Origin of the sequence: Paenibacillus sp. FSL F4-0236 (genome assembly GCF_038000135.1) — a bacterium.
GTDB lineage: Bacteria > Bacillota > Bacilli > Paenibacillales > Paenibacillaceae > Paenibacillus_AQ.
The window spans coordinates 340,191-355,888 of record NZ_JBBOBK010000001.1; the positions used below are offsets into that span (position 1 = coordinate 340,191).

Annotated in this window: 18 protein-coding genes and 1 pseudogene; 16 read left to right on the plus strand and 3 right to left on the minus strand. The window is 42.0% G+C overall.

All coding sequences use genetic code 11. The annotated features are described in order from the left end of the window. The first annotated feature begins 354 nt into the window (after positions 1 to 354). The 6 genes from NSQ29_RS01635 (at position 355) to NSQ29_RS01660 (ending at position 4,540) form a co-directional block, all read left to right on the plus strand. Positions 355 to 645 (plus strand): ArsR/SmtB family transcription factor, encoded by a 291-nt coding sequence (locus tag NSQ29_RS01635; protein ID WP_445739183.1) that lies wholly within the window; start codon positions 355 to 357, stop codon positions 643 to 645. Between the two features lie 16 nt (positions 646 to 661). Continuing rightward, a complete protein-coding gene (locus NSQ29_RS01640; RefSeq protein WP_341124222.1) occupies positions 662 to 1,660 on the plus strand; it encodes an NADP-dependent oxidoreductase in 999 nt (332 codons plus the stop codon). A gap of 156 nt (positions 1,661 to 1,816) precedes the next feature. Next, positions 1,817 to 2,461, plus strand: a complete 645-nt coding sequence (locus NSQ29_RS01645; RefSeq protein WP_341124223.1) for a hypothetical protein — start codon at positions 1,817 to 1,819, stop codon at positions 2,459 to 2,461. A 150-nt stretch (positions 2,462 to 2,611) separates the two neighbouring features. Beyond that, on the plus strand, positions 2,612 to 3,169 hold the full coding sequence (locus NSQ29_RS01650; protein WP_076300428.1) for an RNA polymerase sigma factor: 558 nt from the start codon (positions 2,612 to 2,614) through the stop codon (positions 3,167 to 3,169). Further along, complete coding sequence (locus NSQ29_RS01655; RefSeq protein WP_341124225.1) at positions 3,166 to 4,113, plus strand: hypothetical protein; 948 nt, start codon at positions 3,166 to 3,168, stop codon at positions 4,111 to 4,113. Before NSQ29_RS01650 ends, NSQ29_RS01655 begins: the two co-directional genes overlap by 4 nt. A 103-nt stretch (positions 4,114 to 4,216) precedes the next feature. After that, positions 4,217 to 4,540, plus strand: a complete 324-nt coding sequence (locus NSQ29_RS01660; RefSeq protein WP_076300430.1) for a hypothetical protein — start codon at positions 4,217 to 4,219, stop codon at positions 4,538 to 4,540. 91 nt (positions 4,541 to 4,631) lie between these two features. Here NSQ29_RS01660 and NSQ29_RS01665 read toward each other — a convergent pair whose 3' ends face one another. After that, positions 4,632 to 5,354, minus strand: a complete 723-nt coding sequence (locus NSQ29_RS01665) for a YheC/YheD family protein (protein ID WP_341124227.1) — start codon at positions 5,352 to 5,354, stop codon at positions 4,632 to 4,634. Positions 5,355 to 5,591: 237 nt separating this feature from the next. Here NSQ29_RS01665 and NSQ29_RS01670 point away from each other — a divergent pair, with 237 nt between their 5' ends. After that, positions 5,592 to 5,975, plus strand: a complete 384-nt coding sequence (locus NSQ29_RS01670; RefSeq protein WP_339266909.1) for a collagen-like protein — start codon at positions 5,592 to 5,594, stop codon at positions 5,973 to 5,975. A 50-nt stretch (positions 5,976 to 6,025) separates the two neighbouring features. On the opposite strand, the gene NSQ29_RS01675 is transcribed toward NSQ29_RS01670, so the two are convergent. Then, a complete protein-coding gene (locus tag NSQ29_RS01675; RefSeq protein WP_341124228.1) occupies positions 6,026 to 6,718 on the minus strand; it encodes a DUF421 domain-containing protein in 693 nt (230 codons plus the stop codon). A gap of 217 nt (positions 6,719 to 6,935) precedes the next feature. Here NSQ29_RS01675 and NSQ29_RS01680 point away from each other — a divergent pair, with 217 nt between their 5' ends. The 6 genes from NSQ29_RS01680 (at position 6,936) to NSQ29_RS01705 (ending at position 12,756) form a co-directional block, all read left to right on the plus strand. Then, positions 6,936 to 7,871: a LytTR family transcriptional regulator DNA-binding domain-containing protein gene (locus NSQ29_RS01680; protein WP_341124229.1), complete on the plus strand. Its 936-nt coding sequence runs from the start codon at positions 6,936 to 6,938 to the stop codon at positions 7,869 to 7,871. A 138-nt stretch (positions 7,872 to 8,009) separates the two neighbouring features. Beyond that, a complete protein-coding gene (locus tag NSQ29_RS01685; RefSeq protein WP_341124230.1) occupies positions 8,010 to 8,855 on the plus strand; it encodes an ABC transporter ATP-binding protein in 846 nt (281 codons plus the stop codon). After that, complete coding sequence (locus NSQ29_RS01690; protein WP_341124231.1) at positions 8,852 to 9,562, plus strand: ABC transporter permease; 711 nt, start codon at positions 8,852 to 8,854, stop codon at positions 9,560 to 9,562. Before NSQ29_RS01685 ends, NSQ29_RS01690 begins: the two co-directional genes overlap by 4 nt. 203 nt (positions 9,563 to 9,765) lie before the next feature. After that, positions 9,766 to 10,146, plus strand: a complete 381-nt coding sequence (locus NSQ29_RS01695; RefSeq protein WP_076286012.1) for a FlxA-like family protein — start codon at positions 9,766 to 9,768, stop codon at positions 10,144 to 10,146. 186 nt (positions 10,147 to 10,332) lie between these two features. Next, positions 10,333 to 11,205 (plus strand): AraC family transcriptional regulator, encoded by an 873-nt coding sequence (locus NSQ29_RS01700; RefSeq protein ID WP_341124232.1) that lies wholly within the window; start codon positions 10,333 to 10,335, stop codon positions 11,203 to 11,205. Positions 11,206 to 11,361: 156 nt separating this feature from the next. Then, a complete protein-coding gene (locus tag NSQ29_RS01705; protein ID WP_341124233.1) occupies positions 11,362 to 12,756 on the plus strand; it encodes a hypothetical protein in 1,395 nt (464 codons plus the stop codon). Positions 12,757 to 12,935: 179 nt separating this feature from the next. On the opposite strand, the gene NSQ29_RS01710 is transcribed toward NSQ29_RS01705, so the two are convergent. Then, positions 12,936 to 13,127 (minus strand): hypothetical protein, encoded by a 192-nt coding sequence (locus NSQ29_RS01710; protein WP_339798372.1) that lies wholly within the window; start codon positions 13,125 to 13,127, stop codon positions 12,936 to 12,938. An 83-nt stretch (positions 13,128 to 13,210) separates the two neighbouring features. Here NSQ29_RS01710 and NSQ29_RS01715 point away from each other — a divergent pair. From NSQ29_RS01715 to NSQ29_RS01725, 3 genes and pseudogenes are all read left to right on the plus strand, one after another. After that, positions 13,211 to 14,572, plus strand: a pseudogene (locus NSQ29_RS01715) (SMI1/KNR4 family protein); the annotation flags it as partial. 42 nt (positions 14,573 to 14,614) lie between these two features. Next, positions 14,615 to 14,923 carry an immunity 51 family protein gene (locus tag NSQ29_RS01720; RefSeq protein WP_341126715.1) on the plus strand — a complete coding sequence of 103 codons (309 nt, stop codon included), beginning with the start codon at positions 14,615 to 14,617 and terminating at the stop codon, positions 14,921 to 14,923. A 304-nt stretch (positions 14,924 to 15,227) separates the two neighbouring features. Beyond that, positions 15,228 to 15,692, plus strand: coding sequence for a hypothetical protein (locus NSQ29_RS01725; RefSeq protein ID WP_042191399.1), 465 nt, complete (start codon positions 15,228 to 15,230; stop codon positions 15,690 to 15,692). Positions 15,693 to 15,698 lie beyond the last annotated feature (6 nt).

Consider the following 15,698-nt stretch of genomic DNA (forward strand, 5'->3'; position numbering starts at 1 on the left):
CCAATTTGTATCATTTCGACTAGTCAATTGCAGTATAACTTTTTGTATAAAATATCCACAATGACCGCTTGGTTAAGCGAATTAACCTATCAGGTTAACTTGGTAGGACGTTGGTTCAATTTATAAGAAGGGCGATTTGAGATCTATCGACAATTCTCCTCTGAGGGTTGGAGGCGAGGGGATGTAAAAAATTTACTTGTGATCTCGATTTTCTTTCTCAAGGTTGCGGAGCATATCTTGTTATGACATACTCGTCAGCAAATGGTTCACTAAGTTAAACGATTGAACGAAACGAAAGCGGTGAGAATCATTAATAAACAGCAACAAGTCGAAGTCATCAAAGACGATTTCAAGATGTGCCAGAAGGTCTTTTTAGCTATTGGTAATGAGACAAGACAATCTATTATTACTGTACTTATGGAGACTACCTGTACGGACGGGTTACGCGTAGGTGAGATTACTGAAAAAACGCATCTATCACGACCTGCTGTCTCCCATCATCTAAGAATCTTAAGAGAAGCCGGAATTATAATGGTGAGGAAAGAAGGCTCTAAAAATTATTATTTTATGGATGTTAGAACAAAATTAGGAGTGTTAAAAAATCTTATAAACCATCTCGATGAATTTATGGAACAATATTATTAGAATTGGAGGTTTCTTAATGAAAGCGATGATCATTGAAAAATACGGGAAAAGTCCTCTTCTAATGGCAGACATTCCAACACCTTCAGTAGGTGATTATGATGTGTTGGCAGAAATCCATGCAGCGAGTATTAATCCTATCGATTTCAAGGTGCGGGATGGCAAAACTCGTATGTTGTTGAAATACGATATGCCGCTTGTGTTAGGAAATGATTTTTCAGGTATAGTCACCAAAGTAGGAAATAAAGTAACTAAATTCAAAATAGGCGATGCAATATATGGACGGCCAAGAAAAAATAGAATTGGAACCTTCGCAGAATATATATCCATACATGAGGACGATATAGCCTTAAAGCCACAAAATCTTTCTTTTGAGGAAGCGGCGTCAATCCCATTAGTCGGGCTTACATCCTATCAAGCATTACATGATATATTACAGCTATCGGCAGGGCAAAAGGTATTGATTCAAGCTGGTTCGGGCGGCGTTGGGACCTTTGCTATCCAGCTTGCTAAAGCGATGGGAGTTTATGTAGTTACAACTACTAGCGATGCTGGAGCTAATCTGGTCAAATCTCTTGGGGCCGATCAAATAATCAATTATAAAACAGAACAATTTGATAAGGTCTTACAAAATTATGATGGAGTATTTGATACGATTGGCGGAGAGACATTAGAAAAGGCTTTTAAAATAGTCAAACCAGGCGGACAAATTGTATCGGTTTCTGGGCTGCCCAATGCACGCTTCGGAGTTGAATATGGGTCTGGTTTTATAAAAACGAGTCTTTTTCGATTGGTTACTCGTAAGCTAACAAAATTAGAAAAGCAATATAATGTCAAATACAGCTTCTTGTTCATGAAACCTAGCGGCAGACAACTGGAGATCATTTCGGAGCTTATAGAAGCAGGGAGAATAAAGCCTGTAATTGATCAAATATTCTCTTTCGAAGAAGCTCAGAAGGCGATGGAGTATTCTGAATTGGGCAGGGCAAAAGGAAAGATCGTATTAAAGATAAAGTGATAGGGAATTTTACCCCACTCGTAGAATATAACTACTTGTGCCAAGAAAGGAGAATTTCGATGTGTTTTCACTGTTATAGGAAGATAAGAATCCGCCACCTCTCCGAAACCAACGTGTTAAAGTAAGATACTACACAAATCATATGGGGTGTACCGGATGAAGATAAATAATAATTATTTGAAGGAACAATTAAAACATGTTTACTGGCTTAATGGGGGGCCTTGTGCTGGGAAGACTACCATGACCAAGAAATTTGTAGAGGAGCTAGGCTTTCAAACATTGGGGGATGATGTCTTAAAATACAGACCATTCACTAGTCCTGTTGAATACCCTGCCCTTCAATTTCCTAATTCTGATTTGGATTGGAATAAGTGGTTCAATAAACCTGTAGATGAGCACTGTCAATGGCTATTTCAAATCGTCGAAGAGATGATGGACTTCTTTATCATTGATTTGTTAACAATGCCTAATGATAAACCAATAATAATTGATCTAGGAATAATGCCTGAGCGTATACTACCTTTTATTCCAAAAGAGAGAATGGTTTGTTTTTATACGTCCGACGAAGAGATAGAGAGATTATATTACTTTAGAGAAGATCATAAGATGATTTTAGATTGTATTAACGCCTACACGATAAATCCAGAAGAAGCGATTAAACACGGTAACAAATCTATGGTTAAGTTCTCCAATGAGATTAAGACTGCTTGTAATAAAATGGGGATCAAAACCGTTGAAAGAATACCAAGTATGAGCGTGGAAGAACAATTTAGGTTAGTTAGAGAACATTTTGGATTGTAGAGATGACCAAAAGGCAGATCTATTACAAAGACCCCTTCCTTGTTTAGGAGGGGGTTGTTTTTATATATGGGTGTAAATTTTAATATAAGTGCAACCCATCCTAAGAATTCTCTACTATATAGATAAGAGTGTTTAAAAGGAGAAAAACGAATGGAAGACCAAGGAATAATCCACCTATACTTACAGCGTTCACAGCAAGCCATTTTAGAGACTAAAAATAAATATGGGGCTTACTGCAGAGTCATTGCAAGAAACATTATTTCGAATTTCTCGGATGTTGAAGAGTGTGAGAACGATACATACTTAGCGGCATGGAATGCGATACCGCCCAATCTACCTAGGAATTTTTCGGTATTTTTAGGGAGGATCACCCGTAATATTGCGCTTGATAAGTATGGTTATAATACAGCGAAAAAGCGTAATCGTGAGTTTGAAGTCATTCTAACGGAACTAGAAGAATGTCTAGCTTCGCCTGATACTGTAGAAACAGAGTATGAAGAAGGTGAGATCGCAAACTTAATAAATCAATTTTTATATGGCATAGATGAGCAAGCGAGAAACATATTTATTGGAAGGTACTGGTATTCCTATTCAATAGATGAGCTTTCTATGAGATTTAATATGAGTAGTAGTAAAGTGAAATCCATATTATTTAGGACAAGAAATAAACTTCGAGTTCATCTAGACAAAGAGGGGGTTAACCTATGAAAAAAGAAGATTTATTTAAGGAGATCGGACTCATTGATGAAAACTTAATTGAAGCGGCTGGGCACAATGGAACAGAGAAAAGGAAAAAAGGAATTTCTAAAAAGTGGGTTATTTTGGTTGCCTGTCTTGTCCTATATAGTTCAACTGCTTCAGCTTTATTAGCAACAGAATATTATAAAAATCAAAATTCAGAGCCTTACATACGTTATTTAAATGCTGAAGACATGGAGTTAGAGCCTGCTACTCAATATGATGCGGAAAAATTTCTACATGCTTTAAAAAGTGATAATAATGAATATGTATATATTGCTATTAATAGGCTGGTAGAAAGCTTTAATGATCCCACGTTGAGAGTAAAAGCGTTAAAAGAACTTCAGCCATTTATAAAAAATGAGAATCAAAAAATCGCTGATGCGGCTGCTTTTGCCGTAGATATTTTGTCGAAAAGTTATCGGAGCCCTTATATTGTTAAGCTAGCAGATGGAAGTATGATATTTACGTTGTTTAATAATTATTCGGATTATGGAAGTCAAAATGTCATTTGGAGAATAAAAGACAATGTGCTTAAAGAATATTTAAGTTTTTCTGCACCATCTATGTATATTACAAAAATTATCCCTTCTCCAAATCATAAGTTAATTGCGATCGTAACATGCTCTAATAAAAGTAATTTCGTTCAAATTAGCAATATTGAAGAGGGAATGACAAGTCCAGAGTTAATAGAATCTGCAAGAGTCAAATATGGTGCACAAAAAGAATTAGATACATGGATTCGCACCGATCATGAGAATTATAGCTATGCTGATAACCTGGTGTGGAAAGACAATGATACATTAGTATTTGAAGGTTCTCTTGCCTACCAGAATACTGAGATTATTGAGAATGTTACAGTGAAATATCAGTTTAGTAAAAAGATAATAGAAGTAAAAGAGAAGGGGTTGTGACCATCGGATAAACGTACTTTTTTATCTTGTCCACATTTATACCTTACCAAAACGATGGAATTGCATTTAATGAATAATATCGATAATAAGGGAGGTTTTGAGGATGGGAAATAGAAAAGCTGGCGGTTATGACCCCGTACAGATCTTTAACTCCACATCGTTTAATGCATTTGGAAAAGTTGAATATGCATCCATCTTATGTAGTGATGACAATTATAATGTTCAGCGTGATGAGACTTGGAAAGCTTCTAGCCGTGGAGTCTGTTTGGTGACTAGAATCACTGCAACGGTTAGAACGCCGAGTGGAAATATTCAAGCGGAACCTTATACGTCTTCCGGCACTTCTTACAGCCAGTTTGCCATTATACAGGTAGGGGTAAATAAGTTCCAAGTGACGCGTGTTGTAAGTAACAAAAGACGCAAGTAAAATTGCAAGCGGGGGATTATCAAGGATAGGCACCAAACATGAAAAGACGACAGGCCAAAGATAAGAGGCTGGTCGTCTTTTTTTTTTCGTTCTAATGTTTCTTATACCATAATATTCTGCGATGCATTGAGGAATCTTTCAAGAGCCGGAATGGGCGTAAGTCCGGTTGATAATTGCCTTCAATGATCCAAATCCGGCAGTTCCTGTCGATGCCTATATCGAACCCGACTTGTCTAAGCTTTGGGTAACGCTCACCCAGTTGTGTGGCTGCCAATAATGCGATCTGTTCCGCTTTGACAAGCAAGCTCCGATCTCCGATTCGGGCTAATTTGAGTGCCTCAAGGACTGGAATGGTGCGGCTAGCCACATTCGTGACTAGATATCCTTGCGCCGCAACTTTCGCGTATGAGCCTGTCACGTTCCAAGTGGATGAAGAGCTCTTTTGTCGTTGAACCATTATCCGAATGTCGAATGGCTTGTGTTGAATTTGGGCAAGCTGCAGACGCCTTTGGACAATATATCCACGACCTCTGTTTTTTTTATGGAACAATTTAAATAACTTATCGCTGTCTGTCATGGTGAAAGCTTTCTTTTCGTTATGAATACGATAGGCGTTTGCACCGTTTCGTTTAATGAACAGGATATCCCTTCCGTAACTCCCGTTGCGAGGTTTCAATACGACGCTTTGATAGTGAAGCAGCATATTCGTTAATGCGTTCTTCTTAAGCAACTGTGTCTCTGGCAGCCGTCCGGCGAGAAAGGAGCCTTTGCGAAGGATGCGATATTGCAACCATTTGTCTCTTTTGATTAACATTAGAATCACAGCCTTTTTCAATCTTCTACGGTAATTCTAAGTCAAATTAGGAATCAGCATAAGTGGATATTCGTCCATATTTATGAGCCGAAGCAGGTGAAAAAGGCTTTTAGGCGGCTTAATTTCATTACTGTTCAGCTTCGGCTGGGCGCGGATTATTTATTGGCATTCGCCCAAACACTCTTTCCGCGAATGCATATGATGATTGTGCCTACTCATTGAAAGGAGCGATCATATATGGGATTTTTTCCAACGCCGGGAAGCGGCCAATTCCCAGGGTTTCCGGGTGGACCAGGAGGACCAGGAGGACCGGGTGGACCAGGTGGATTTCCTGGGACTCCGGGACCTCCAGGAGCTGCACCGGGAGGCGTTCAAGCGCCGACGGCACCTCCACCGCAATTCGTACCGCAAATGTCGGCCACCGCATTTGCCATCGACCCCGGTGCGATCAGAGGCTGTTTGTTCCGCAACACATACATTTGGCTGAACAACGGCGAGCAATTCTGGTTCTTCCCGGTATTCGTCGGGCGTAATTCTGTTGCAGGGTTCAGATGGTTCGGTCTCTTCTGGGGGTACTTCGGTATTGATTTGAATCGGATTCGCTCGTTCACCTGCTTCTAAGGCAGACAGCGAAAGAGAACAGTCTGGGGGCTGTTCTCTTTGGGGGTCTTTTATGGATTCGTATCCTGGTATTTGTCGATATACAGACTCCCGTCCAATTGGAGCTCTGCGTAAAATACTTGATCTAAAGAATGAATGTTGGCTTTCTTTAATTGTTGGTTGAGCCAGACAATGGAGACATCTATTTTATTAAGATTCTTTTCTACGATTTTACCATCAACGATAAGCTCAGTTGGGATATTGTGAATAGGTGCAACGTTTACTTTTATATCTTTTTTTGTTGCAGGCAGCAGTTCTTCTTTTATCAACACGCTAAGTTTACCGTCAGGTTCCAGAATTGCAAATTCGACTTCTTCGGGTGAGAAGACATCCTTATTCCGAAGCAACATGCTTAAATCGTCGATGTTGAGGTGCTGCTTAGCTAATGCTTCTTCCAGAATCTTGCCTTGTTTGATGAGAATCGTAGGTTGGCCGTCGAGAATCTCACGTGCTTTGACAGAGCGCAGTCCGATCAATGCAACGCTGAACGCCAAGAGCGACCATAAGACCAAGCTAGATATTCCTTGCAGCAGCGTGATTTGTCTGTTGACGATAATTTCCGCAGTGGTGGAGCCGAAGGTGATCCCTGTTACATAATTGAAAAACGTTAGATGTCCGACTTGTTTTTTACCGAGAAGACGCGTCAAAACTAGTAGAGCAACGAAAGACGTTGCCGTACGAAATAGAATTTCTCCATATGTCATATTCTGAGCCCCTTCTTGCATAACAGATAGTCTTAAAGTGACCCCCATTTTCCTCGCTTATACTTGTTAAGTGAAAGGAATCGAATGAACATGAACGGCTGGACGAACGTTTAGATAGGACATGCTGTTGTGTTTTTAGTTAGAAACTGACAAAAAAGTATCCTGACTTTATAATTGTTTTATATATCCAATTTGTGTCGCTGATCAGGAGGACGGAATGCAATTTCAACCAATGTATTATGACGGGGAATTATTACTACCGAAGATTGAATTAAATATGACATTGAACCAATCGGTTGCCATTATAACGGACTTGAAGCGAAAGCAGCTTTTAATGAATCAATTAGTGGACCATTCTCAATATTATATATTTCGGGCTGGGCAAAGCGAGTATATGCGTTTAACGGTGGAAGAGCTAATTACTTTTCTTATTCAAGTAACGGAGAGGAATGAGCGTGCCGCTTTGTTAATGGATTATTTTGTTCTAAAAGAAGAACGGAAGGTGAGGATCAAGGATCTAAGCTCATCGAAAAGGATGTATGTGACCTTGCTACGTGTTTTTTTTGCGCATCAGCCTACACTTGTACTGGAGGAACCTTATTTTTACTTGGAAGAGCAGGATCGTCGTCAATTCAAACGGATTCTGGATGATCTTTCGCAAGAAAAGCAGATATTGATTTTAACTTCGAATTTAGAGGATGTCCTTATTTCCTGTGATACCATTTATCGGTTGAACGAGTCCGGATTTCATCCATTGGATATTCGGGACATCGAAGAGGATAAGCAGGAATTACGAAAACAAGACGAGACCAATATAACCTTGCAGAAGATCTCAACCAAAAGAAATGACAAAGTAATTTTATTTAATCCGCCTGAAATCGATTTTATAGAAAGTGTAGAGGGTTCGATCCTTGTTCATGTGGATGGGGAAAATTATAACTGTGCTTTGACGTTGACCGAACTCGAGCAAAGATTGTTAAATTTCGGTTTTTTTAGGTGTCATCGGTCCTACATCGTTAATCTGCAAAAAGTAAGAGAGATTATTACATGGACGAAGAATAGCTACAGCTTGCGGTTAAATACAGGTAAAGATGCTGTGGTTCCGTTATCTCGTTCAAAATTGTCTGAATTAAAAGCACTTCTGAACATTTAATTTCCTGGGTAATGTCGAACCAAGCAAGCACTCTGTGGTACTATTCAGGCGATAATAGCTACATTTCGGCGGGTTTTGATGGCTGGAAGCATGCAATCTTTATATGCTTAAGGCATCAACGCTAAGGAAGTGGTGTTAATGGATGTTATCCAAGTAGAACGTGTCCGTAAGAGATTTGGAAATAAAGATGCGTTGGCAGATGTGTCCTTTTCAATTCCGAAAGGGGAAATTTTTGGTTTCCTCGGGCCGAGCGGTTCAGGAAAAACGACATTAATCAAGATATTAACTGCGCAGTTAAATCCAACTAGTGGACAGGCAAATGTATTTAACCAGCCAGCGGAGATGATGCAGCAGTCTGCACAGAAGATGCGCTTCGGCATTTTGACGGATAACAGTGGTCTGTATGAGAGGTTATCGATTGAGGAAAATTTGGAGCTGTATCGTAAGTTATATGATCTTCCCAGATCTGCGGTCGATAAGGTGCTGCAGTTTGTAAACTTAAGCGGAGAGCGCAAAAAGAAAGTCAATCTCTTATCGAAAGGGATGCGTCAGCGTGTCATGTTGGCCTGCGCGATTATCCATGAGCCCGAACTATTATTTCTAGATGAACCTACTTCGGCTTTAGATCCGGTAAACTCAGCACATATTTATAAAGGCTTACGCTACTTAAATGACAAAGGGACAACGATTTTTTTAACTACGCATGACATGGCTGAGGCAGAATTGATATGCAACCGCGTAGCGATTCTGTATCAGGGACAAATCCAAACCATCGGCTCACCGAAGGATCTTAAACGACAGCACCGGGAGAACGTAGTTTGTGTTGAATTAATCAATGGGGAAGCTTACGAGCTCCCGATCGATGAGGGAACGGCTGATCAAATCGCGGATTGGATGAGACGAGGGTTAATTGACCGGTTAGAAACGAAAGAGCCAAGTCTAGGTGATATTTTTATTAAAATGACAGGAAGTGAGTTACTATGAGTATCTCATTAAAACGTGTCCAGGCGATATTTGTGAAGGATTACAAAGAGTTTTCTCGCAATTATGCGATCTCCATTATGTTGATTTTTCCAATTATCATTGCACTTCTTTTTCGACGTGTAGACCCGTCTGTGCCTGGAGTTTTCGCTATAGTTCTTAATCTTTCGTTTGTGGTAGTAGCCTGCTTTGCACAAGCATGCTTGTTTGCGGAAGAAAAGGAGCATAACACTTTAAGATCATTAATGATGACTCCGGCCACGACCATGGATGTTTTAATCGGTAAAAGTACTTTTGTCTTTGTAATGTCTGCTGTTGTTTTGGCTATTGTTACGTACATAATTGGTTATGAGCCAGCTAGTATATGGGCGTTTGTGTCAGCATTGATTCTTTCGATTATTCTATACACAGCACTCGGAACGATATGTGGTTTATTCTCCAAGACGGTGCTTGAAGCATCCTTAGCTATACTTCCTGTGATGTTCGTATTCACTGGGGCACCATGGGGAACGTTACTAGTGGATGATTTTCCTATCTTCAAAGTGCTGGAGTACGTACCAAGCACTCAACTTGTGTATTTCTTAGAAATAAGCAATATAAGCTTTACGACGGGAGATTTATTAAAACCCCTCCTCATTACCTTGGCATGGACAGTTGTGCTAACAGTAGTGTCTGTCATTTTGTATCAGCGGCGGTTGAAGGACGAGTAAGGGTGCTCTGAAGGGACTTTAGCCAGCCTTCGATGGGTCTTTGGTAGGGTCGAAACAAGCGGCCGACTGAGACTATATGACGATTATTCTCTAATTGAGGCTGTGATGTTGTCATGACGGGGCCTGCTGGGTAATAAAGATGATTAGAACTTTCAAATTTGGCTGAATTTGGATTGGGAGCCGAGGAAAGGGAGGGAAAGATCATGGCGGCACAGACAGTATCAGGCATCAGCTCTGTACAGACCATTGCGGCCTACGGCGGTACACAGAGTGATGTCAGTTCCCTGGAGAAACAGCGGAACCGGCTGATGATGGAACTGGATAAAGTGAATGCGGCACAAGGAAGTGAGATGCAGACTCCTTATCGCCGAGAGCAGCTGCAGCGGCAAATCCGGCTGCTGGAGTCCCAACTCGTACAGAAAAGCGGGAGTAGCGCCCCCGTAAATTTTGTACCGGCTTCTCCGCTTCAAGATCACCTCCCCCTCTCGCGGATTGAGTGGAAGGGAGGCCTCAAGGGCATCGGTCTGACCGATCCCCGGACGGCGACGGTGAACTCGGAGGGCCATTTCGACGCGTTAATTTAGGCAAGAGAGAAGGTGCGAAAAGCGTCCGGTGATGAACCGGCTTTTCGCACCTCTTTTTTGAATGCGCGGTGAACCGTATCTTAAGTAGCGGCAAGTTTCTCCTAGGTACCCAGCAAAACTGTGCATGAGATGTCGGATGGATGCCGACGATACTTGCTATATTGTTAGTGAAGGGAGGTCATTCGAATGGATTTGCTTGCAAATCTGAACGGGGCTCTACAATACATTGAAGAGAATCTTGCTGATGATATAGACCTGAAGGAAGCGGCGAGGTTGGCTTGTTGTTCCGAATATCATTTTTCTAGAATGTTCTCATTTCTTGCAGGCATCACGCTATCAGAATACATCCGTCGGAGACGCCTGACATCTGCGGCATTTGAGCTTCAAGCTGGAGAATTAAGAGTTATGGATGTGGCGGTGAAATATGGATATAGCTCAGCAGACGCATTTTCTAGAGCTTTCCAAGGCTTGCACGGTATTCCGCCCTCTTCGGTAAAGTTGCATGGCCCTTCATTAAAAGCCTATCCGCGCTTGACCTTTCAATTAACGATTCAAGGGGGAAGTGCAATGAACTATCGTATCATTGAAAAAGAGTCATTCTGTATCGTAGGCATTACGAGAAGGGTACCTATCCAATTTAATGGCGTAAATCCGGAAATCGCATCTATGTGGAAAAGCTTAACTAGCGATGACATCGACCAGCTCAAAAAGCTCTCGAATGTCGAACCTCAGGGACTGATTCAAGCATCGATGAATTTTTCTGAGGGGAGAATGGAAGAAAAGGGGGAACTTGACCATTATGTTGGCGTTGCTACAACCAAGGAATGCCCCGAAAATTTAACGAAACTAGATGTTCCTGCAGCAACATGGGCTGTATTCGAAGCCGTTGGACCATTTCCCGATACATTGCAAAATGTCTGGGGACGCATCTATTCTGAATGGTTCCCTACCGCTAATTATGAGTTGGCAAGAGGCCCGGAGATTTTATGGAATGAGAGTAAGGATTTATCTTCACCCACCTTCAGAAGTGAGATTTGGATACCGGTTTTGAAAAAATAATAAACGGTGATTACTATTGTACTTCTGATTTGTCAGGCCATCCCATAGAAGGATGGCCTTTTTTTGTTGTGGGGGATGGTTTGTAAAGTTGAGATTGACCCTTATTTTTACATATGAGAGAATAATGGAAATTTAAAAATGAAAGGAAAATAATGTATGAGCAATCTTTTCCGATTCATTCCTATTAGTCAACTAGCAGATAAATTTCCGGAAGGATCTTGGTGGGCGAAGTTTTACCAGGATTTCAGTGACGAGCAGCTAGCCGCTTATTATGAAGGGGATTTGACGCTGCCTTCTCTTAATCTGGATTGGGAGCAGGCTTTCCCGCAACAAAAAGAGGTAATCATCATTTTTATCGATGGGAATTTTACTGTAGAGAATCTCTATAATAAAGAAACAGATGGTGCCATAGGGCTTATGGTAACCGGTAATTTGAATGCGAAAAATATAGCTGTAGGCGGTCAGGAAATCTATGTTTCGGGCAATCTGATGGTTGAGGAAATATTGTGCGGCACCTACAATCATGGGGAAACAATTGTTATAGGTGATCTTAGCGCTGCGGTTTTAGTTCAGGATGACGAGTACAGCATCAAAGTAGACGGGCAGAAATCTATTGCATGCTTAGTAAATGTATGGGAGGGAGACGGCGTATTTCAGGAGCTTCCGGTGGACATTCATGAGGTGTTGATTGATGAAGTTTTTCTGGATATGGATGAGGAGGACATGGAATTTTCCTTTTGCACGCTGGTGAATGTTATTGTAGAAGGGCGTTCCGCATTGAAAAAAGTAAATGAACCCCTCAAGAGAAAGAAACCTGTTCATTTATATTTTACCCATAACACGATCAATGAGGAAAATATATTGAAATTGACTCAGTGTATTTTAATGACGGATGACAAACCATCTTTTGATTTTCAGGAGCAAGGCGTATTTTTCAAAGTTCAACTGGAGCATATTGATGCAGACGGGGATGAGCGGGATCTCAGCGTTTATATGAAAGATCACCGGCATCACTATTATATTTGGCTGGAGCATGATCATTCCATCGGTTTGTTGAGGAGAACCATAGATGAAGGGTCTGAGTGGGAGGATATTACAGAAGAGTCTCAGGAACAGCTAGCGGAGATTAGCGATTGCTGGACTATGTTGTTGACCTGTATTAATATGGCTGAGCTTTATTTACGAAACATTGAGGTCCAATATGTGCAAGACATTTTGCAACACGATGTGATTCAGGAATTATATTCGGAAGAGGAGGAGGATGACGGGTTCTGGGACGGCTCAAAAAATTACAGCTTCCGTCAAGCGCATACGGACGAGGACGGAGACTACCTGCATGCCCGGATTGAAATCAAGACTCCTGATGAAGCGTATTATTTTTATACAGTGGATCATGGAACTTATGTTTCCCGGCATTATCAGCCGCCCAATCAATATGGCAAACAGGACATGTCTTTTTTGGACCTTAGGCGCTGGGAGGCATCAGAGCAGTATTTTACAAGATTCAAGCAATTTATTGATCAGAAGATAGAGTTTGGTGTAAATAGTTAGGCTTGATGACGTTCTAAGGGGTGAATTTTGTCGTCAAGGAGGTCACGCATCACGCATGGCAACAAATTTTCCACCTTGGAGACCAGCATGGCTGAAACAACAAAACAGGTGAGAAGGAAGCACCAGCACTTCCTCCTCGCCTGTTTGTGTTCATGTATTTTGCCTAGGGTTTATCCATTTTACTCCGGTGTTCCTTGGGTTACCCCATGGATATACGTTAAGGTCGGGGAATCGACGGCCCCTAGCCCCGGATTATAGGTAAAGGAGTACTCGATGGTATCCCCGTGTTGCAGGTTATTTACAGGGTAGGTATAGTTACCGTTTCCTGCTGGGGTCATGGCTACGTTTAGCTGCCCTATTTCGATTTTCAATACCTACATCCCATCTGGTAGAATAGGGAAAACCATATTTCTCTATATTCTAGTAACTTGATTATACGTTTGGGAGGTAGACCATGGACAAAGAACTAACCGCGCAGCTGACACAGTGGCATGAAGATGATGAACACCAGAAGATTGTAGACACTCTGATGGAGATTCCTCCAGCGGACAGAGATTACGAGGTAGTCAGTAGTCTGGCAAGAGCGTATAACAATTTGGGACGTTATGAAGAAGCCCTTGAACACTTCGCGATGATTGCGGAACAAGGGCAGAATGACTATCTGTGGCATTTTCGTGTGGGATATTCCTACTACTATTTGAATCGATATGAGGAAGCAGTGAGAGTGCTGAGTATTGCCCATGACCTCGATCCGAATGATGAGAATACGGCCATGTTTCTGAAATTCAGCCAGCGCAAGCTACACAAAGAACAACACGCCGCAGCCAGACAGGCAATCAGAGAGCAACATAATGATTCGGGGACGACTGCAACTCCTTTTGAAGGGATGGACCTCTCCGAATTTTGGAAAGATAGCGATTATGCGCTAAAAGAATATGTTTCTGCCCCGCCTACGGATGAGCTGATTGCTTCTGTAGAAGAAGAACTGGGTTACAAGCTTCCTGCCTCTTATATCAGTCTGATGAAGCAGCACAATGGGGGAGTTCCTTATAATACTTGTTTTCCGACGGAGGATGCGACCTCATGGGCTGAGGATCATATTGCGATTACGGGCATTATGGGCATCGGACGCGAGAAAAGCTATTCACTCTGTGGCGATCTCGGCAGCCCGTTCATGATTGAGGAGTGGGGGTATCCTGACATCGGCGTAGTAATTTGTGACTGCCCTTCGGCAGGCCATGATGTCGTGATGCTGGATTACCGGAACTGTGGGAGGGACGGCGAACCTGAGGTAATTCATGTGGATCAGGAAGATAATTATGAGATTACGTTCCTGGCCCAAGACTTCGAGACATTTATACGCGGTCTGGTGAGTGATGAGGACTACGACACCTCTCAAGAAGATAAAGAGGAGGATTTGCGCAAAGTAGCCGTAGGCCAATTCTCGCCTTTGCTTGCGAAGCTGTGCAGCCATGTGTCTGAGGTAGATCAGCTTGAGCAGAAGATCCGTAGAGTCTGTACCCGAATCGTAGAAGAGAAGGGACACTTTTCCTTTCATGCGGATGAGCTTTCTACTCTGATGTACGATGTGCAGTTCTGGCTGTACACAAGCTCTTATCCAAATACGAGCCGTCAACAATATCTGGATGTATATGAGGAAATGATCGCTTTTGGCGGCGAGTTCGGTCAAGGCGGGTATGCTCCGGGCTGGAACAGCGACTGGCTGGATGGGCGAATACGGGAAGGGCTGATTGTTCAGAAAAACGGGGTGCTTTGCTTCACGGATCAAGCCCGCTCTGAGGTCATTGCACGGCTGGAAGCAGAATCCGCAGAAGAGGACGTTGCCCCTTTTATACTCGTGGATCAGCAAGGTGGAGGCATGTCTGTCATTCTAAATGTGGGTGGCTACCGATCGGAAGTGTTCGAGGCCCGGGCAGACGAAGGATTTGAAGGTAACGGGTACGATTGGGCTTCTTTGGCGGCTGTGTTTGTGAACGAATATATGCCTGAATGGGTAGATACGATTCATTTTGACCCGGAAGCGGATATGTTCTGTGCTTATTCGGAGAATAGCGAAGCTATTAAGCAGTTCGCGGTGCGGTTGAAGCAGGCCTGTGAAAATGAGACGTTGATCCGGGATCTATTCTCCCGCGCGGAGCTCGATTGATCACAACAGTATTCAGGGGCTCGTCACACAGAAGGTTGAGAGAATGCGTCAGGTAGGAATCCGTTTCAAAGTTTGTTTTCGATGGCACCAATATATGGATGATACGGTTTTTAGCTGACCGTCAGCATTTGCTGCAAGGATGAAGGCTATAAGTCTTGGCCGATTTGCAGCAGATGCTCTTTTTTAGAAAGTTACGGGCATAGATTTGAACATGTGAAGTGGATTATTTTTGATATAATATAGTTAAAATTTTAGTTATTGTATTCTATTGATAGGGAATAATGAGAGAAAAGGAGAGATGGAAATGACGTATATCGTTGATTTTAAAAATGTGTCTACGGTCGGAGTAGAGTCTTCACCTGTAGCAGAGGCGCTTGCTGGTTTACGTGCGAATGAAGCTCGTTATTTTATGAACAAGTACAAGCATGAATTTACAGTTGTCCCAGCTAGCGAAAGTCAGGAAAACCTTGATTATGTGAGCCGAATTTTAAAAGAAGAACGTAATATTGAGTTTGCGGCAAAACCTTTAGAAACATCGCGTTTTCAAGTGGAAAATATTAAATTCACTTATGTCTTTTATGAAGATGGACTTGAGGTTAATGTCATGTATACGGTTGATGATCCTAAGAAGCGAGCCGTTGGTTTTAAGCTTTCTGAGGGGATGGAGATACCAAAGGAGTTAGAAGAGAAGTTTAAATTTGCTAGGCAAAAGTCTAAACTAGCCGGTACAATCCGTGGCTCGTATTTTGTAATCAAAGGAGAGTACTAAAGGAGT